Consider the following 17990-nt stretch of genomic DNA (forward strand, 5'->3'; position numbering starts at 1 on the left):
CGATGATCCGCCGCAGCAATGCCGGCACCGCAACAGGCTTTCGCTCTATCGGCAATTTTCTCGCTTCGGCGAGCGACAACAGATGAAGGTCCTCTACGAGTCGGGTAAGGCGGATCAATTCATCCTGCAGCGGAAGCAAGCTCTCCGGTTCTACTGAACCGCCGCTCTGCTGAATCAAATCAAGTTTTCCGCGAATAATCGTAATGGGCGTCCGAAGTTCATGCGCAACATCCGCCACCAAGGATTTACGGATTGCTTCAGCACGCTTGATTTGCGTGGACATATTATTGAAGGCTGCCGCGACTTTACCGTACTCATCTTTGCTTTGGAGCGGAACCTGAACCCCGAGCTCGCCTTTTCCCAATCGCTCGATGGCCTGAATGAATTGCTGCAGCGGAGCCGTCATCCGCTTGGCCAATCGATAGGCGACGAATAGCGAAACAAGGATGATGATGACACTGCTAAAGAGCAAAATGACTATAACGGAATTCGTGACGCCATATTTTAATTTGGCTACGTTCGCGACTTCCTGGTCATAGTAGTACAGATAGGCGACCGTTTTTCCATTCACCTTGATATCCTTGCGAATCCCCATAAAGATCGTATATTTATCCTGAAATTCTTGCCGCGGATACAGCCGCTTTTTGTCCGTGGACATAAGCAACACTCTGGCATCGGTCCGCCCCAGCCATTCGCCGCCCAACTCCATTTGCCCAACGCCTTCCCAGGAATTGCCGTTTCGCATGTAAAATTGTGCGAATTCCGCGGACAAGGCGCCGATTTCTTTGCTCCTGTCCACTTGCACCATAACCAGAATAATATCTTTGACGATTACTAAAGTTAGAAATACAAAAATAACACCCATGGTTAAGATGAACGTTGCGATAACAGCGAACAGCTTACGTCTTACACTCATGAGCGGTCACCAAACCGGTAGCCGAAGCCGTACACCGTATGAATATAGACGGGTGCGGACGGATCATCTTCGACTTTTTTGCGGATGCGGCTGATATGGGCATCCACGGTGCGCTCGTCATTCAATATGTCGTCTTCCAGTGCTGCTTGCAGAAGCTGCAATCTGCTGTACACGATGCCGGGTTTTGCTGCTAGCGTAAGCAGCAGCTTGAACTCCGTAGGCGTTAGCGTCAGTTCTTCGCCGCGCTTCCAGACCCGGCATTGGGCCTCCGAGATCGTCAACTCGCCGCGTTCTAACGTTTGTTCGGAAGCGTCCGCGGAATTACGCCCATCCAGGCGACGCAGCACGGAACGAATGCGGGCGGACAGTTCCCTGAGCGAAAACGGTTTGGTCATATAGTCATCCGCGCCGACTTCAAGACCGATGATTTTGTCGGTTTCCTCCGTTCGCGCCGTAACCATAATAATCCCCAAATTATTCGTTTTACGCAGTTCCCGGCATACCTCGATGCCGCTCATTTCCGGCAGCATCCAATCCAGCACGACGAGATCGGGTTTTGCCGTCTTCGCTTGTTGCAATGCTTCCCTGCCTGTTCTGGCCGTCACCGTAACGAAACCTTCCTGGCGCAAAAAAGGCTCCATGAATTCCAGCACCTTGATCTCATCATCCACCAACAGCAATGTATGCGGCATATTGCGTTCACCCTCTTGATTTTGTCCACTCGATTTTGTCCAAATCTGTTACCACACATTATACAGACTTTCGTTTCACTTTTGGGAAAATTCATCAAACCCGCAACAGTTCGTCATAAGTTCACAGCATTGTGCTGTTAGGATAAACACATCAGGCAGTCGAAAGGCTACTCCTTGATAATTGGGACGACAACATATTTGGGAGGCTGGTGATTCATATGGTTAAAGAAATCGAGTCAAGCATACGCGTTCGTGTTTTCCGACATATTTTTCACGGTACGGCCTGGATCATGGTCGCATGTATCGTTATTCAGACAGCAATTGCGGGGATGGCAGTATTTGCCGATCCGGCCAAGTGGAGTTGGCATACCGCTTTTGTACATGTGTTTGAGTTGGTGCCGCTGTTGATGCTGATATTCGCTTTTGTCGGGAAGCTTTCGAAAGCATTGCGCTGGCAAAGTTTTGGCTTGTTCGTCCTGATTTATCTGCAGTATTTTACAGCGCATGTACCTACAGCCGGGTTATTGCACCCCGTCATCGCGCTATTGTTATTCTGGCTTTCGTTTCGTGTAGCCAAAAAAGCCTGGCAGTTCAATAAAGGAAGAGAATCGATATGAATAAGGCGGTTTTGGTTATTGTGGCTTTGGTTGGCGGATTTATCGGCGGTGTCGTGTTGTCTGAGATCATTGGGATCTTTGGAAAGTTCGTATTTGGTTACCATGCCGGAATCAAGTTTTTACCGGTTTATACCGCAATCGCATGTGCGGTTCTGGCGCCGGTTGTTTATCGGCGCAAATGGAAATAGTCGGAAAGCCAAGGGAGAGGCGCTTACATGAAAAGATTAACGAGTTGGTCATTTAAAAATAAAGCGGCAATGTTGATTGTCATCATCATGTCGTTAATCGCCGGCGGCCTAAGCTATGTATTTTTGCTGCTCACGCTCATCATCGTGCCGTGCATCTACGAACTGTTCCATTTCCGCAAAGTGAAAAGGGAACTTGCTGAAGTGCATTAACAAAAGGTGAACGAACGTAAAATACCGGGATTGCCGGTCGCCTCTTCTGGCTGCGCGCCCCCGGTATTTTACCGCCAAAACGCCGGTTTCAACAATAATCGTCTTTTCTTCTTTTATTTTCCGAGCACGACTTCTACCGTGTGCATTTTTCCGTCGCCTACAACCGGCAGGATATTGCCCGCCACGGGTTGGCCGTCAACCGTAACGGAAGCTACGCCTTTGTTCACGCGGCGCGGATTCGTAACGCGAATTTGGTATATGTCGCCGCGGAAGTGCCGGGTAATCGTATATTCGTCCCAATCGGCCGGAATGCAAGGATCGATTTTTAACCCGTCAAATTCCGGTTTGACGCCGAGAATCGCTTGCGTAATGGCCACATAGTTCCAGGCCGCGGTGCCCGTCAGCCAGGAATTTTTGGCTTCGCCGTGGCGGACGGCGTCTTTGCCGGCAATCATTTGCGAATAGACGTACGGTTCCATGCGGTGTATTTCGCTGATGTCTTCCAGATAAGCCGGAGCGATCTTGCAATACAGCGCAAACGCCCGATCGCCGCGGCCAAGCACGGTTTCCGCGATCATGATCCAGGGATTGTTGTGGCAGAAAATGCCGGCGTTTTCCTTGTAACCGGGAGGATACGAGGAAATTTCCCCGAGATTCAGGTAGTATTCGGAGTACGGCGGAGTTTGCAGGATGATGCCGTATTTTGTTTCCAGCCGCTCCTTCGTGGAGTCGAGCGCTTTTTTGGCCGCGCCTTCCGCCACGCCGATTCCCGCCATCACGCACATGCCCTGCGGTTCGATAAAAATTTGGCCTTCCGCGTTTTCTTTGCTGCCGATTTTCTGTCCGTAATGATCGTACGCGCGCAAAAACCAGTCGCCGTCAAACCCGTATGCGAGCGTAGCGCGGCGCATATCGTCGATGTGTTTTTGCGCTGCGGCCGCTTCCTCGTGCAGCCCGCGGCGTTTGCACAATTCGACGAAATCGGGGCCGGCGTACACGAACAAACCGGCGATAAAGACAGACTCGGCGACGCGTCCGTTAATGTTTTGCGTCGTTTGAAACGATTCCCCCGGTTCTTTCGAAAAGCAGTTCAAATTCAGGCAGTCGTTCCAGTCCGCCCGACCGATTAACGGCAATCCGTGCGGGCCCAGGTTGTTGACGACATGATAAAACGAACGCCGCAAATGTTCAAACAAAGTAGCGGTATGCTCGGGATCGCAATCGAACGGCACCTGCTCATCGAGAATGGCGAAGTCGCCGGTTTCTTTAATGTAAGCGGCCGTGCCGAGAATCAGCCACAACGGGTCGTCGTTAAAGCCGCTGCCGATTTCGTGGTTGCCTTTTTTGGTAAGCGGCTGGTACTGATGATACGCGCTGCCGTCGGGAAATTGCGTGGAGGCAATATCGATGATCCGCTCCCTGGCGCGCTCCGGAATTTGGTGGACAAAGCCAAGCAAATCCTGGTTGGAATCCCGAAAGCCCATGCCGCGTCCGATTCCGGATTCGAAGTAGGATGCGGAGCGCGACATATTGAACGTAACCATGCACTGATACGGGTTCCAAATGTTGACCATGCGGTTCAATTTATCGTCGCCGCTCTTGATTGCGTATTTGGAAAGCAAACCGTTCCAATATTCGCGAAGTTCGGCCAAAGCGCCGGCTACCATGTCATCGGTAAGGAATTGCCTGATCATGTCGATCGCGCGCGCTTTATTAATAATTCCCGGCGCCTCCCATTTTTCTTCTTCGGGATTTTCCACGTAACCAAGGACAAATATGAATGATTTTTCTTCGCCCGGTTCCAGGGAAATATCCAGGCAATGCGACGCGATCGGCGACCAGCCGCTGGCGACCGAATTGGCCGATTGGCCCGCCGCGACAACTTGCGGGTTGTCAAGTCCGTTGTATAGGCCGAGAAATGCTTCGCGGTCGGTATCGTAGCCGCCAATCGGCGCATTTACGGAATAAAACGCATAGTGGTTGCGGCGTTCGCGGTATTCGGTTTTGTGGTAGATGACGGAGTCTTTGATCTCCACTTCGCCGGTGCTCAGGTTGCGCTGAAAATTGGTCATGTCGTCGTAGGCGTTCCATAAGCAAAACTCGATAAAGGAAAACAGTTTAACCTTTTTGGCTGCATTCGAAGTGTTGCGCACCTTGACTTGGTAAACTTCGGCATTGGTGCGCAGTGGGATAAAGGCAAGCTGCCTGACGCGGATGCCGCCCCGTTCGCTGGTTATCGCCGTGTAGCCCAGGCCATGGCGGCACTCGTAAAAGTCAAGCTCGCGTTTGACCGGCATCCAGCCCGGCGTCCAGAAATCGCCCTGGTCATACACATAAAAATAGCGCCCGCCGTTATCGATCGGGATATTGTTGTAACGGTAGCGGGTAAGCCTTCTCAGTCGCGCGTCGCGGTAAAAGCAATATCCTCCTCCCGTGTTCGAGATCAACCCGAAAAATTGCTCGCTGCCCAAATAATTGATCCACGGGTAAGGCGTTTGCGGCGTGCTGATCACATACTCCTTGTTCAGATCGTCAAAGTGTCCGAATTTCATCGGAAAAACCCCTTTCCGGTAAAAAAATGCAAATCCAACCTTACTAACGCGCGTTAGTCCAAGCCGATGAAAAGCGGCCCCCGCAAGTCGCCGGACGGCTAAAGTTTTTTGCAGGAGTCGCGGATGACCAATTCCGTCGGGTAACTGTCCGTGCTGAAAGAAACGGGGCCGTGTTCACACATGCCGACGATTTTTTGCACCGCCGCTTTGGACATGTCGTAAATCGGCAGCCGCACGGATGTCAGCCCCAATTGCGCCGAAGCCGGCACATCGTCAAAACCGATCACGGAAAGATCTTCCGGTATGCGCAGCCCCTTTTCCTTGCAAGCATCGATTACGCCGAACGCCATTTCGTCGTTGGCGGCGAAGACGGCGGTGGGCATGCGGCCGTTGTCCAGCAGCTTTTTCATTTCACGATAAGCATTTTTTTTCAAGAAATCGCCTTTTAACAGGAATGCTTCGTTCAATGACAGCCCGTGCGCCCGCAGCGCGTCCGTATACGCTTCATAGCGTTGCTGGCCGGAGTATGTAGCGGTTCCGGCTCCGATAAATCCGATTTCCCGATGCCCGAGCCCGATCAAATATTCCATTGCCGCGTACGCGCCTTCATAATCCCGGGAATTGATTACGGCGATATGTTTTTGATCGAGATGGGCCGCAAGAAGTTCGGTGATGTCATAATCGATTAAGGCAAAAGGTTTTTGAAGCCGGCCTATTTCCCTGACCATTTCCAGATTTTTTCTCGTGCCGACGATGATTCCGCCGTCGATCCGTTTTTGCAGAAACGCCAGCTTGACTTTGGCAAAGTCCTCCGGCGCGTATACGGTATGCACAAGCACATAATATCCGGCGGCGTTGGCCGTGTCGATAACGGCATCGACAAACGTTGCGAAATAATGGTTTTGATAAATGCGGTTGACGTTGTCGCGATCTTCCATGCTGACGACAAAAAAGCCGATCGTATCGGTGTCTTTTCCGGCCAGCACGCGTGCGGACGTGTTTGGCGCATAATTGTATTGTTCAATGATTTTCAGCACCTTTTCCCGAGTTTTCTGGGGAATGTCGGGATAATTGTTCAAAACTCGCGATACGGTGCTTCTTGACACTCCGGCCAATTTGGCGATATCTTCGCTGCGCATGGAACCTCCTTTCTTTTTACAAACGCGCGTTAGTTACATTATAATGCAACAATCAGGTTATGAATAGAGGCGGAATCAATTCCCGGCGGCGGCAAAACGGCGGCGGTAATCATGCGGGGTGCAGCCGTAAAACCGCTTAAACATGTTGATAAAATAGCTCGGATTGTTATAGCCGACATCAAGCGCCACGCTTGTAATTTTCAAGTTTGTTTCCTGCAAAAGCCTGGCCGCTTGCTGGACGCGGTGCCGGTTGATGAATTCGATCGGCGTTTTATTGGTGATTTCCTTGAAAAACCGGCAAAAATGCGCTTCGCTCATGGAAACGATAGCGGCCAAATCCCGCAGGCGAATCGGTTCCTGGAAATGGTTCTCGATATATGTCAACACGTTTTTCAGCCGGTCGAGTTTTCCGGACAGCGCCGGGGCATGCGCGCTTCGGCCGGACGGTTTTCCCAGCTGAAACAGCTTGCCCATCGCAAGGTGCAATAGCCCCTTGGTGATCAGTTCGCAGGCGGGCGCGGCGTTGGCATTTGCCGTAAAAATGGCGCCGAGCAAATCAAGCAATTCCGCTCCGCTCACCGTGTCGGCCGACAGATGAACCGGCGCAAGACGCTCTTTGCGGATGATCGGCAGGATATATTTTTCAAACGCGGCGTCAATGGCGCTGCTGTTGAACAGCTGGGGATGAAAGACGACCGCCTTGAAAGAGCAGGCCTTAGTCCCTCGCACCTGCCCGGAATGCAGCATGCCGGAGTTTACGAAAATGGCTTCGCCGGCTTTCAGCGCATAGTCGCGGAGGTCAACGCGAAATACCGCTTCGCCTTCCGTGACCAGCAAAAATTCCAACTCTTCGTGCCAATGCAGATCCAACAGCGGCTCGGACGCCGGACAGTCGATGGCGTAAATGCTGACCGGATATTGCGGGGTGCCGTGCGTGCGCCGCTCTTTTAACAGGCTTTTGCGCATTGGAATATCATCCTTTTAAGCAAAATCGTGATATAAACGGGCAAAATGGAACAAGATAAATAAATTGAAGATCAATATTATTATAATATGCGAAATGGAGGGATGATAGATGAAATTTACAAACGGCTATTGGCTGGTGAAAGAAGGCGTCGATATCGCGTGTGCGACCGAAGTTCGCGATATTGCGATTGCAGCGGAGGCGATAACGGTTTATACGGCGACGCGGACGGTCCGCCACAAGGGCGATACGTTGAACGCTCCGCTCTTGCAGGCGGAGATCAGTTCGCCGCGGCCGGATGTCATCCGCGTCCGCTGGTCGCATCATGCGGGCGGCGTTGCCCGCGGCCCCGCATTTCAATTGTTCGCATCCGCCGGTTTTGCGGCGCATATTGCCGATGAGGGCGAGCGGGTCGTGCTGACAAGCGGGAAGCTATGCGTCAGCGTTCCGAAGCAAGGGCCGTGGCACGCCGATTTTTTCTACGGCGGCAAGCGCATTACCGGCACCGGCGAGAAAGCGGCGGGCTATATTCAAACAAACGAACAGCGGAGATATTTTCGCGAGCGGCTCGATCTTGGCGTCGGCGAGCACATATACGGACTTGGCGAGCGGTTTACGCCGTTTGTAAAAAACGGCCAAACGGTGGACATCTGGAATGAAGACGGCGGCACAAGCAGCGAACAAGCCTATAAAAACGTCCCCTTTTATGTAAGCAGCAGCGGATACGGCGTTTTCGTCAATCACCCGGAACATGTTTCGTTTGAAGTCGCTTCGGAAGTCGTTTCGAAGGTCCAGTTCAGCGTTCCCGACGAAGCGCTGGATTATTTCATCATCGGCGGCGCCAATCTGAAGGAAGTGCTGGGCAATTATACGGCCTTAACCGGCAAACCCGCGTTGCCTCCGGCATGGACGTTCGGGCTGTGGCTGACCACTTCGTTTACGACCGACTATGACGAGGCGACCGTAAACAGTTTTATCGACGGCATGTCGTCCCGGCGCTTGCCGTTAAGCGTGTTCCATTTTGACTGTTTTTGGATGAAAGAATACCAATGGTGCGATTTCACGTGGAATCGTGATATTTTCCCCGATCCTCAAGGTATGCTCACGCGATTGAAAGCGAAGGGCCTGAAAGTGAGCGTCTGGATCAACCCTTACATCGCGCAAAAATCGCCTTTGTTCAAGGAAGGCAAAGAAAACGGATATTTATTGAAAAAAGCGAACGGCGATGTGTGGCAATGGGATATGTGGCAGGCTGGAATGGGTCTTGTCGATTTCACCAATCCGGATGCGGTCAAATGGTATCAGAGCAAACTGCAACGGCTGATCGATATGGGCGTGGATTGCTTCAAAACCGATTTTGGCGAGCGAATCCCGACGGATGTCGTGTATTTCGACGGCTCCGATCCGGACAAAATGCATAATTATTATACGTTTTTATATAATCAGGCTGTTTTCGAATTGCTGGAGCGAAATTTCGGCAAAACGCAAGCGGCGGTGTTCGCGCGTTCGGCAACGGCGGGCAGCCAACGGTTTCCGGTGCATTGGGGCGGCGATTGCTCTTCGACGTACGAATCGATGGCCGAATCGTTGCGCGGCGGCCTGTCGTTGGGGTTGTCCGGTTTCGGCTTTTGGAGCCACGACATCAGCGGATTTGAGAACACCGCGACCCCGGATCTGTACAAGCGTTGGGTGGCCTTCGGCCTCTTGTCCTCGCACAGCCGCCTGCACGGGAACGCATCGTATCGGGTGCCGTGGCTGTTTGACGAAGAAGCCGTGGATGTCGTGCGCTACTTTACCCGTTTGAAAAATCGGCTGATGCCTTATTTGTTTAAAACGGCGGTGGAAGCGGCTGAACTGGGTCTGCCGATGATGCGGGCGATGGTGCTGGAATTTCCCGACGATCCCGCATGCCGTTATCCGGATTGCCAATACATGCTGGGAGAAAAGCTGTTGGTTGCGCCCATTTTTCGTCCCGACGGCGTCGCGACCTACTATGTGCCCCACGGGCGCTGGACGAATTTTAGGACGGGCGAAGAGATCACAGGCGGCGTGTGGAGAGAAGAAGAGCACGATTATTTCAGCCTGCCGCTGTGGGTCAGACCGAACAGCCTTATGGCGATCGGCCGCAACGAGGAACGCCCGGACTATGATTATGCCGAAGGCGTTGAATTCCGGTTGTACGCGCTGGATGAAGGCGCAAGCGCCGCAACGCGGGTGCACGATTTGCACGGAACGCCGGTCATGGCCTTGCGGGCCGAGCGAATCGGCAACCGAATCGCGATTTCCGCAAGCGGCGCCGCCAACAATTGGACGGTGCGGCTTGTCGGAATTCCGCAACTGGCATCGGTTGCGGGCGCGAGCTGGGAAAGCGACGGAGCCGATGTTACGCTGAAGCCGCAAGCTGGCTGCACCGAGATCAGCGTGGAAATATGAATTGCCAAAAACCGCCCGATTCAAATCGGGCGGTTCTCCCGCCAAAAATGTTGCCGCGCCGCATTATCCTTTGACAGCGCCGGCGACGACACCTTTGACGATGAACTTTTGCAGGAAAATAAACACGAGGATCGACGGAAAGACCGCCATAAACATTGCCGTCATCGCGTATTGCCAGTCGGTGTTGTACTGCCCGACAAAGGTATAGGCGGCCAAAGTCAACGTTTTGGTCGATTGCAGGCCGTTAACCATGATGAGCGGCAGCAGGAAATCGTTCCAGAACCACATGACATCGATGATAAAGACGGTCGTGGTGACCGGTTTTAGCAACGGGAATATGATTTTATAAAAAGTTTGGAAAGTCGATGCCCCATCCATCTTGGCGCTTTCGTCGAGCTCTTTGGGTACACTTTTCACGAAACCGTGATAAATAAAGACGGCCATCGGAGCGGCAAAGCCCCAATACTGGACGCCGAGCCCCCAAACGCTGTCGGATAAATGCAGCATTTTCATCAGCTTCAGAACGGTAACCATAATCGATTGAAACGGAATAAGCATTGGTAAAATGCAGAACAAATAAATAAAAGTGCTGGTTTTGCCTTTCGTTCTGGCAAGCATATAGGTCGCGACGGAAGCGATGGCAATCGTTCCCGCCACCCCAACGCCGGTCACGATGACGTTATTTAAAAACAGTCTGGGGTAATTCATTTCATGCCAGACATATACGTAGTTTTCCCACGCGAACCCTTTCGGCAGCGCAATCACGTTGGTCATGACTTCGGCGAAAGTTTTCAGCGAATTTTGCACAACGAGCAAGATCGGGTAGATGAACAAAAGGGCCAGGAGGATCATGGCCATTTCCAGGCCGAGCAAACCCGCTTTTTGTCTTTGCATTAACCCTCCACCTCCCGTTTTTTGAAGTAAGCCAACTGCACGATGGTGATGATCAGAACGGCGATAAACAGTACAATTGCCTTGGCGGTGCCGTAACCGTACATATTGTTTTGGAACGTATCGCGATAAATGTCCAGTGTAACGCTGTAGGTAGTTCCCCCCGGCCCGCCACCGGTCAAGGATAGGATTACATCGAAAACTTTGATCGAATTCGTTAGCGCCATAAAGACGGAGATCGTAACCGATGGCGCAAGAAGCGGGAGCGTAATGCGGAAAAATCTGCGGAACATGCCGGCTCCGTCCACCTTGGCCGCTTCCGTAAGCTCGCCCGGAATGGATTGCAATCCGGCGATATAGATAACAATGTAAAAACCGATCGATTGCCAAATGGAGACAAGCAGGATCGCGATAAAAGCTAAATCCGGTTTCCCCAGCCAGCTGAGGTTGAAAATGCTCCATCCTGTTGTATCATATAAAGACTGAAATCCTTGGGAGAAAATGAATCGCCAAATAAATCCGACGATGACCAGGCTTAAAATATATGGAATAAAGAAAGCCGCCCTTAAGATGGCCGCGGTTTTCAGCTTTTGGTCAAGCAGCGCCGCAATCACGACAGCCAATACATTAATGAGTACGATGTACAGGATGCAATACTTGAGCGTAAACACGGTTGCGTGCGCAAAATTCGCATCGCCCATAAAAATTTGCCGGAAATTTTCCCAACCGATAAACTTCGGTGTTTTGGCAATCCCGTTCCATTCCGTAAAGGAGTATACGGCGCTCAGCAAAAAAGGGATATAGATTGCAACCGACACACACAAAATAACCGGAAACGTAAATAAGCCGAACTCCAGTCTACGGCGCATATGTCTGTCGATTCTGCCCATATTCGCACCACCTTTGTTCTTCTGTTTTTTTCATTATAATCAGGGCTACAATCGACAAAGAATGCACTTAAGTGGTCAGTTTAGGGTAATTTCGTGAACTGGGCGGGGGAGTGGAAGATGATCAAATCGGTGGTTGCTTTTTTCACGAAACGTTTGGTGAACAAGCTGATTTTGCTGTTTACGGCGATTATCGTACTGGTGGTTGGCTCGCTTGTTTTCATCTCCTATAAAAACATGGAGCGGGAATCGGTCGAAAACAGCATATCCAGCAATACAAGCAATTTAAATTTGGTTCTGCGCAATTTGACGGCATATTTTGCGGACGTGGAGCAGTATACGTCGCCGCAAATCAACTACGACGCGGTCATGAACGCGATTGAGCACGAAAAGGATGACTATACGGCGAAAATTTATCTGGACAATTATTTGCGGGAATTGTATTACGCGCGAAAAGATGTGACGGGCATTTTTCTGTATTTGCTTGAGCAGCACAAATATTACTATATTGCGCGCGAGGGACAGAACATAACGGTCAAGGAGAAATATGACGACGGCATTCCCCGGCAAATCTGGTTTACGCAAGCATTGCAAAGCAATCGCAATCGATACATCCAATCCTTATTGTATCCGCAAGAGATCGGGTATGCCTTTGAGCCGGACGACAGTTTTATGGTTTTTCACCGGACGCTGCGCAAGCTCGTCAACCGCGAGCCGAAAGCGGTCATCTCCTTTTTCTTCAGCAAATCCGCCATCGCCCAAATCATCGCGGATATTCCGCTGCGCGGCAATGAGCATGTCGCTTTATTGAATGAACGGCGCGATCCTTTTTATGTCGACGACAAGACGTTTTACCGAAATGCCATGGAAAAGGGGCTTTATCGGCAAGTGCAGCAAGCGCAAGATAAAGGACGGCTGACCTGGAAGGATGACGGCGCAAAGTATCTTGTTTTTTTTGCCGTCGCCGATACGGGCCAATGGATGCTTGTTAAACCCGTGCCATACGTCGAAATGTACGAAGGGGCAAAGAAGAACAGAAATGTAAGCATATTGATCGGGGTCATGTTTTTGGCGGTGTCCTTTTTGTTTGTCACCTGGACATCCAACGCGATCACAAGACCGATCAAAAAGCTTGCCCGCAAAATGGACAGGTTTAGCGGAGGGGAATTTAATCTGGAATTGACGGTATCCGGCAGGGATGAAATCGCGTCGCTTTCCCGAAATTTCAACGAGATGGTGAAACGGACCAACGAGCTGATCAACGAGCGCTACAAGTCGAAGCTCGCGGAAAAGAGCGCCATCTTAAAGGCGCTGGAAGCGGAGATCAACCCGCATTTTTTGTACAATGCGCTGCAGGCGATTTCCACCAAGGCGTTGAAAAACGGCATGGACGACATCGCCGGGATGGTGGATTCTCTGGCGATGACGCTGCGATATTGCATCAGCGGGCCTGATATGGTAAAAATCAGCGAAGAGATTGTTCATATCAAGCAATACATGCTTTTGCAACAAGCGCGGTTTGGCGCCAGACTTGCAGTCAGCTATCAGGTGGACGGACAAGTTGGGAATGTGCTCATTCCGAAGCTCGCGATCCAGTCTTTGGTGGAAAATTCGATCAAGCATGCCCTGGAGAAAGTCTCCTATACGACGCATATTTCCATTAGCGCTTTCCCGGACGGCACGAATGCCGTCATTTCGGTGGAGGACAACGGACCGGGCATATCCGAGGAGAAACTTGGGAAAATCATGCGCTCGCTTAAAACAAACTGGGAAGATTGGACGCATGAAAGCATCGGATTAAAAAATTTGCATGACCGTTTAAAACTTATTTTTGGAGATCGGGCAAAGCTCGAAATCCAGTCGGGAGACAGCGGCACGAAAATACGTATCATTATTCCGGCGGAAGGCGGTGGCGAACATGTTCAAAGCGCTGATCATTGACGATGAAGAGCCGTCCCGCGAAGCCATTCAACTGCTGGGGGACTGGAAAAGGCTCGGTGTAACCGAAATCTTCGAGGCCTCAAACGGAAAAGAAGGAATCGAACTGTTGCGCAAGCAGAAATGCGAAATCGTACTGGTCGATATGAAAATGCCAGAAATGGACGGCAGGGAATTTCTGCGGCGGGTGGAAAAGGAACATTTGGAGACGTTGATCATCATCATCAGCGGCTACCGGGATTTTGCCTATGCCCGGCAGGCGATTCAGGCCAAAGCGCATGATTACATCCTTAAGCCGGTGAACCGGCGGGAATTGAACCGGGTGCTGGAAACGGCTGTTCAACAACTGCGTGAAAAAAAGCTGCAGGAAAACGAATCGGTTGCCCGCAACATCGCGTTAAATATGTCTTTGCCGAAAATGAAAGAAAAAATTTATATCTCGTTAATCGAGCGAAGCGTAAAGCAGCTCGGTTCCGATTATCTTCAGTTAATCGGGGCAAACGGGAAAAACAAAAAGTTTAATATCGTGTTGTTTCGCATGATGAACAAACAAAAAGTTTTGGCGGACAAATTCATGGGCGATGTGGAATCGCTCCATTTTGCCGTGAGCAATGTGCTGTGCGAACTCGGAAGCGGCATGCGGACATTCTGCTTCATCAATCCGAAGCAAGCGCGGGAAGTTGTCGCGGTATTGACGTTTGAACTTTTGACAATCGATCAGGTCCGGTTTGCTTCGAAAGACTTCGCGATGCGAGCGGCCAACAAAATGAAACAATTATTCGGCATGGCAACGGCTGCCGGCGTGGGCAACGGATGCGGCGACATCTTCCGGCTTCACGACCCGTACATGTTCGCCGAAAATGCGCTTATGGCCGTCAATCTGCTTGCCGGCAAACATGGCGAAATGCAGGTAAAGCGTACTTTGGAGCCGGAAACAGGCCTGCTGAAAAGCGCTTTGGAGGCGGGAGACTGCGGATACGCGAAAAGCGTGGTTCACAATTTTCTGGGAAAAATCAAGGATACAGGCTATTTCAGTATCGGAGACGCGCTCAACATATTGGATGAGCTCAAGCGCCTTCTTCAGGATACGGCGCAGCAATTCGGTTTGTCGGCCGAGGACTGTCCCCGGGACGTTACGGTGGACTTCAGCAATTTCGCGAACTATGAGGCGCTCATGCTGCGGATGCTGGATGACGGCTGCCGGCGCATCGGCAATGTCGCATCCGCGGGCAGCCGCTTCAGTGTACATGAAATCAAAGCGTACATTGATAATTTTTATTTTCGGGATATTAAAATCTCCATGTTTACAAAAAAATATCACCTGAGCAGAGAATATTTGATGAAACTGTTCAAACAGGAATTCGGCCTCGGCATCCATGAATACGTGCAAAAAATCAGAATGGAAAAGGCCGCGGAGCTGCTGGAAAATCCCGAGCTGAAAATTCACAACATCGCGGGCATGTTGGGTTACAAAGATAACAATTATTTCAGCAAAGCGTTCAAAAATTATTATTCCGTATCTCCTACCGAATACCGGCAGAAGCATGGGCAAATCCACTTTTTTACCCCAAATTGATTACATAAATACATTTTTCTTGGAACGCCATGTTACTAACATGTATGGTGAATTTAAAATGTCGATTGGGGGCGTTGCAAGTTGAAGAAAATCATGATTTTCTCAGTCGTGGCCGTGCTTTTGTTCAGTATGTTGTCCGCTTGCGGCGGCAGCAAAAATGAAGACGCCGGCGACACAAATCAAAAGGCGCAGGAAGGCGCTGCCGAAAAACCGGTGACGATCAATATGTTCACGAACATGCCGGAATACACGGATGCGTTCCACGCTTATATTGAAGAATACAAGAAAGTGAAGCCCAACGTGACGATCAATCTGGAAATCATGCAGGCAGATTATCCCACGGTATTGAAATCGAAGATCGCCTCGGGCAATATTCCGGATGTATTTACTTCGACGGCGGGCGGGGAAATCGCCCAGTACGCGGAATACAGCGCCGATCTGACCAACGAGCCGTTGGCGGCGGCCATGACCGATTCCGTGCGCAACAATATGTCGTTGGACGGCAAAGTTTTGGGCCTTCCCGTTAAGGGCAACGTATTTGCCTTGCTTTATAACAAAAAGCTGTTTGCCGAAGCGGGCATCTCCGCTCCACCGAAAACGTTCGCCGAGTTGAACGATGACATCGCCAAGCTGGAGGCAAAAGGAATCAAGCCGTTTACCAATGCCTATAAGGAATGGTGGGTGTTCAAACACATCTTCCAGCATTTTATTGATGCCAGCACCGACAACCCGCAGCAGTTGGTAAACGACTTTATCGCCGGCAAAACGCATTTCAGCGATCATCCCGAACTGTTGAAATTTTTTGATTTTATCGACACAACGGTAGCCCACGGAATGGATAAACCGCTGGAAAGAGACCTGAATGCCGAGATCGCCGATTTTGCCACGGGCAAAGCGGCAATGATGACAGGCCAAGGCGCATGGGTTGAGGAGGGAATTCTGAAAATCGACCCGAACTTCCAAATCGGCGTTGCCGGGTATCCTGTCGGGGATGATGCTAACAAGGCGATGATTATCACCGGCGCGGACCAGGCAATCAGAATCAACAAAGATTCCCCGGTGGCCAAAGAGGCGATTGACTTCTTTAACTGGCTGTACACATCGGATTACGGTAAAAAATGGTTCTCACAGGTAGCTAAAGTTATTCCGCCGATCAAGGATGCGCCGATGCCGGATTTGCAAATACCGAAAGCGATGAACGAGATTTTGCAAACCGAGCCGTCCGGCGATTTGGCGATCAATTATTCGCTCGACAGCTTCCATCAAAAATTCGGCGAAATTATACAGGCCTATATCGGCAAAGTAAAAACACGCGAACAGGCCATTGACGAAATCGAAAAGGCCTGGGTACAATTGGGGGCAGCAAAATAAAACGGGAGTGGAACAATTATGCGGCAAAAAAGCATTCCCGGCACCGATTTATCCTGCTCTATGTTAAGCCTCGGCAGCGTATTTTTCGGCAGTACGATCAGTGAAGAAGATTCGTTTCGCCTCATGGATATGTATGTGGAGCGTGGCGGCAATATGGTCGATACGGCGCAGGTGTATGCGAATTGGTTGCTAGTTGCAACGAGCGCAAGCGAAAAAACGATCGGTCGCTGGATGAAAGCGCGGAAGAACCGGCACCGGCTTGTCGTTACGACCAAGGGAGCGCATCCTGATCCGGCAACGATGCACATCTCCCGCATGTCGCCGCGGGAACTGGCGGCGGATTTGGACGGAAGCCTCATGCGGCTAGGGGTCGACTGCATCGACCTGTATTGGCTGCATCGGGATGATCCGAACATCGCCGCGGGAGAAATATTGGAGACATTGAACGGGTTCGTTAAAGCCGGGAAGATCCGCTATTTCGGCTGTTCCAATTGGACTATCGCCCGCATCGACGAAGCGCAGCGATATGCCAAAGAGAAAGGAATCCAGGGTTTTGCCGCGAATCAGATGATGTGGAGTTTGGCTTATGTCGAGCGCGCAAGTTTAAGCGACCCGACGCTGGTGCCGATGGATGCGGACATGAAGAACTATCACGCGGAAACCGGGTTGGCGGCGATACCGTACACTTCCCAGGCGGAAGGGCTGTTCACCAAGTGGGAATCGGGCCTTTATACTTTTGACGATAGCCGGATCAAGCCTTACTTCCGGTCAGCCGAAAATGTCCGCCGGTTCTACAGGGCGCGCGAACTTGCCGCCGAACTTTCGCTTACCGTATCGCAGGTTGTGCTGGCTTATCTTGTTTCGCAGCCTTTTACGACCATTCCGATCATCGGTTGCCGCACACCCGAAATGCTGATTGACAGTCTGGCGGCGGCTGACGTCGTATTAACGCCCGAGCAGCTCGCGTTTCTGGAAAGCTGATTGGTCGGTTTGCCGGGTTGCAGCCTTTAAACCCGGCCTGCAGCCTGTAACGGTTAAACCATGGCCTGCAGTCTGTAACGGTCGTAGGAGAGCTTATTTCGCGCAAATTGCCCGCTTTGCGATTCTAACGGACGTGAGCGCGCCTATTCCGGCATTTTTCCGGATTTTCGAACCTTGAAACGACAAATAGCGTCAGCGGCGTCCGTTACAATTTCAAAACTGCCTTTTTTCGGCAAATAGCCTCTGCTGCGTCCGTTAGCGGTGTGCAGTGAGGATCATGTCCGCGCTGTGCAGAGGGGTAATCCCCCTGTTTTTGCGTTGGGCGGGGAGGGTCGCGCAGAAAGGCGTTCCACCTATTTAGGCGGTGTGCAGAGAGGTTTAACGTTTGTGAATGAAGCGCAGATTTGCGCTTTATTTTGGTGGAAGAACAATCGGAACGAAGCAAAAGGGGGAATGGGCAGCGATCAAAGCCCGATAATCAAAGCCCGATGCCCATCCTCCCTACACGCGCAACCCCTAAGCGGGGTCTTTTTTTATAATGGCGACGGTGCAGCGGGAAATGCAAATCAACTTGCCTGCCGCGTCGGTAATTTGAATATTCCACACCATTGTTCTCCTGCCTTTATGCAAAGGGG

General features: G+C 51.1%; 16 protein-coding genes. 8 read left to right on the forward strand and 8 right to left on the reverse strand.

Annotated features, from left to right (window positions below):
• Positions 1–916, reverse strand: a 916-nt coding sequence (locus VF260_11140) for a HAMP domain-containing protein (protein ID HEX7057728.1), incomplete at its 3' end; no start/stop codon positions are given.
• Entirely contained in the window at positions 913–1608 is a 696-nt protein-coding gene (locus VF260_11145) for a response regulator transcription factor (GenBank protein ID HEX7057729.1), read from the reverse strand. The genes VF260_11140 and VF260_11145, both read right to left, overlap by 4 nt.
• A 218-nt stretch (positions 1609–1826) precedes the next feature.
• Here VF260_11145 and VF260_11150 point away from each other — a divergent pair, with 218 nt between their 5' ends.
• Genes VF260_11150 through VF260_11160 form a run of 3 tightly spaced genes read left to right on the forward strand, consistent with a single transcriptional unit; the run spans position 1827 to position 2623 of the window.
• Entirely contained in the window at positions 1827–2225 is a 399-nt protein-coding gene (locus tag VF260_11150; protein HEX7057730.1) for a DUF6220 domain-containing protein, read from the forward strand.
• Positions 2222–2413 carry a DUF5957 family protein gene (locus tag VF260_11155; GenBank protein ID HEX7057731.1) on the forward strand — a complete coding sequence of 64 codons (192 nt, stop codon included), beginning with the start codon at positions 2222–2224 and terminating at the stop codon, positions 2411–2413. The genes VF260_11150 and VF260_11155 overlap by 4 nt, the downstream gene beginning before the upstream one ends.
• A gap of 27 nt (positions 2414–2440) precedes the next feature.
• Positions 2441–2623 carry a hypothetical protein gene (locus VF260_11160; protein HEX7057732.1) on the forward strand — a complete coding sequence of 61 codons (183 nt, stop codon included), beginning with the start codon at positions 2441–2443 and terminating at the stop codon, positions 2621–2623.
• A 113-nt stretch (positions 2624–2736) separates the two neighbouring features.
• Here VF260_11160 and VF260_11165 read toward each other — a convergent pair whose 3' ends face one another.
• The 3 genes from VF260_11165 to VF260_11175 all read right to left on the reverse strand — a co-directional run bounded on the left by VF260_11165 (position 2737) and on the right by VF260_11175 (position 7280).
• Positions 2737–5175, reverse strand: a complete 2439-nt coding sequence (locus tag VF260_11165) for a glycosyl hydrolase family 65 protein (protein ID HEX7057733.1) — start codon at positions 5173–5175, stop codon at positions 2737–2739.
• Between the two features lie 98 nt (positions 5176–5273).
• Positions 5274–6314, reverse strand: a complete 1041-nt coding sequence (locus tag VF260_11170) for a LacI family DNA-binding transcriptional regulator (protein HEX7057734.1) — start codon at positions 6312–6314, stop codon at positions 5274–5276.
• A gap of 75 nt (positions 6315–6389) precedes the next feature.
• A complete protein-coding gene (locus VF260_11175; protein HEX7057735.1) occupies positions 6390–7280 on the reverse strand; it encodes an AraC family transcriptional regulator in 891 nt (296 codons plus the stop codon).
• A gap of 109 nt (positions 7281–7389) precedes the next feature.
• On the opposite strand from VF260_11175, the gene yicI reads away from it, so the two are divergent.
• Positions 7390–9711 (forward strand): alpha-xylosidase, encoded by a 2322-nt coding sequence (yicI, locus tag VF260_11180; protein ID HEX7057736.1) that lies wholly within the window; start codon positions 7390–7392, stop codon positions 9709–9711.
• 63 nt (positions 9712–9774) lie between these two features.
• Here yicI and VF260_11185 read toward each other — a convergent pair whose 3' ends face one another.
• Positions 9775–10605 carry a carbohydrate ABC transporter permease gene (locus VF260_11185; GenBank protein ID HEX7057737.1) on the reverse strand — a complete coding sequence of 277 codons (831 nt, stop codon included), beginning with the start codon at positions 10603–10605 and terminating at the stop codon, positions 9775–9777.
• The gene (locus VF260_11190) at positions 10605–11492 is read right to left on the reverse strand and encodes a sugar ABC transporter permease (GenBank protein ID HEX7057738.1); all 888 of its coding nucleotides are present in this window, start codon (positions 11490–11492) and stop codon (positions 10605–10607) included. Before VF260_11190 ends, VF260_11185 begins: the two co-directional genes overlap by 1 nt.
• Positions 11493–11609: 117 nt before the next feature.
• Between VF260_11190 and VF260_11195 the strand changes: the two genes are divergently transcribed.
• The 4 genes from VF260_11195 to VF260_11210 all read left to right on the forward strand — a co-directional run bounded on the left by VF260_11195 (position 11610) and on the right by VF260_11210 (position 17355).
• Positions 11610–13430: a sensor histidine kinase gene (locus VF260_11195; GenBank protein HEX7057739.1), complete on the forward strand. Its 1821-nt coding sequence runs from the start codon at positions 11610–11612 to the stop codon at positions 13428–13430.
• On the forward strand, positions 13408–15003 hold the full coding sequence (locus VF260_11200; protein ID HEX7057740.1) for a response regulator: 1596 nt from the start codon (positions 13408–13410) through the stop codon (positions 15001–15003). The genes VF260_11195 and VF260_11200 overlap by 23 nt, the downstream gene beginning before the upstream one ends.
• Positions 15004–15096: 93 nt before the next feature.
• Positions 15097–16374, forward strand: a complete 1278-nt coding sequence (locus tag VF260_11205; protein HEX7057741.1) for an extracellular solute-binding protein — start codon at positions 15097–15099, stop codon at positions 16372–16374.
• An 18-nt stretch (positions 16375–16392) separates the two neighbouring features.
• On the forward strand, positions 16393–17355 hold the full coding sequence (locus VF260_11210; protein HEX7057742.1) for an aldo/keto reductase: 963 nt from the start codon (positions 16393–16395) through the stop codon (positions 17353–17355).
• Positions 17356–17871: 516 nt separating this feature from the next.
• On the opposite strand, the gene VF260_11215 is transcribed toward VF260_11210, so the two are convergent.
• A partial coding sequence (locus VF260_11215) for an esterase (GenBank protein ID HEX7057743.1) occupies positions 17872–17990 on the reverse strand: 119 nt, incomplete at its 5' end.

This window comes from Bacilli bacterium (genome assembly GCA_036381315.1).
GTDB lineage: Bacteria > Bacillota > Bacilli > Paenibacillales > KCTC-25726 > DASVDB01.

What these genes read in the sequence shown, in the direction of transcription:
- VF260_11155 (HEX7057731.1), top strand. Translation starts at nt 2,222, where the DNA reads ATGAATAAGGCGGTTTTGGTTATTGTGGCTTTGGTTGGCGGATTTATC.
- VF260_11210 (HEX7057742.1), top strand. Translation starts at nt 16,393, where the DNA reads ATGCGGCAAAAAAGCATTCCCGGCACCGATTTATCCTGCTCTATGTTA.
- VF260_11150 (HEX7057730.1), top strand. Translation starts at nt 1,827, where the DNA reads ATGGTTAAAGAAATCGAGTCAAGCATACGCGTTCGTGTTTTCCGACAT.
- VF260_11190 (HEX7057738.1), bottom strand. Translation starts at nt 11,492, where the DNA reads ATGGGCAGAATCGACAGACATATGCGCCGTAGACTGGAGTTCGGCTTA.
- VF260_11195 (HEX7057739.1), top strand. Translation starts at nt 11,610, where the DNA reads ATGATCAAATCGGTGGTTGCTTTTTTCACGAAACGTTTGGTGAACAAG.
- yicI (HEX7057736.1), top strand. Translation starts at nt 7,390, where the DNA reads ATGAAATTTACAAACGGCTATTGGCTGGTGAAAGAAGGCGTCGATATC.
- VF260_11200 (HEX7057740.1), top strand. Translation starts at nt 13,408, where the DNA reads ATGTTCAAAGCGCTGATCATTGACGATGAAGAGCCGTCCCGCGAAGCC.
- VF260_11165 (HEX7057733.1), bottom strand. Translation starts at nt 5,175, where the DNA reads ATGAAATTCGGACACTTTGACGATCTGAACAAGGAGTATGTGATCAGC.
- VF260_11160 (HEX7057732.1), top strand. Translation starts at nt 2,441, where the DNA reads ATGAAAAGATTAACGAGTTGGTCATTTAAAAATAAAGCGGCAATGTTG.
- VF260_11170 (HEX7057734.1), bottom strand. Translation starts at nt 6,314, where the DNA reads ATGCGCAGCGAAGATATCGCCAAATTGGCCGGAGTGTCAAGAAGCACC.
- VF260_11145 (HEX7057729.1), bottom strand. Translation starts at nt 1,608, where the DNA reads ATGCCGCATACATTGCTGTTGGTGGATGATGAGATCAAGGTGCTGGAA.
- VF260_11185 (HEX7057737.1), bottom strand. Translation starts at nt 10,605, where the DNA reads ATGCAAAGACAAAAAGCGGGTTTGCTCGGCCTGGAAATGGCCATGATC.
- VF260_11175 (HEX7057735.1), bottom strand. Translation starts at nt 7,280, where the DNA reads ATGCGCAAAAGCCTGTTAAAAGAGCGGCGCACGCACGGCACCCCGCAA.
- VF260_11205 (HEX7057741.1), top strand. Translation starts at nt 15,097, where the DNA reads ATGATTTTCTCAGTCGTGGCCGTGCTTTTGTTCAGTATGTTGTCCGCT.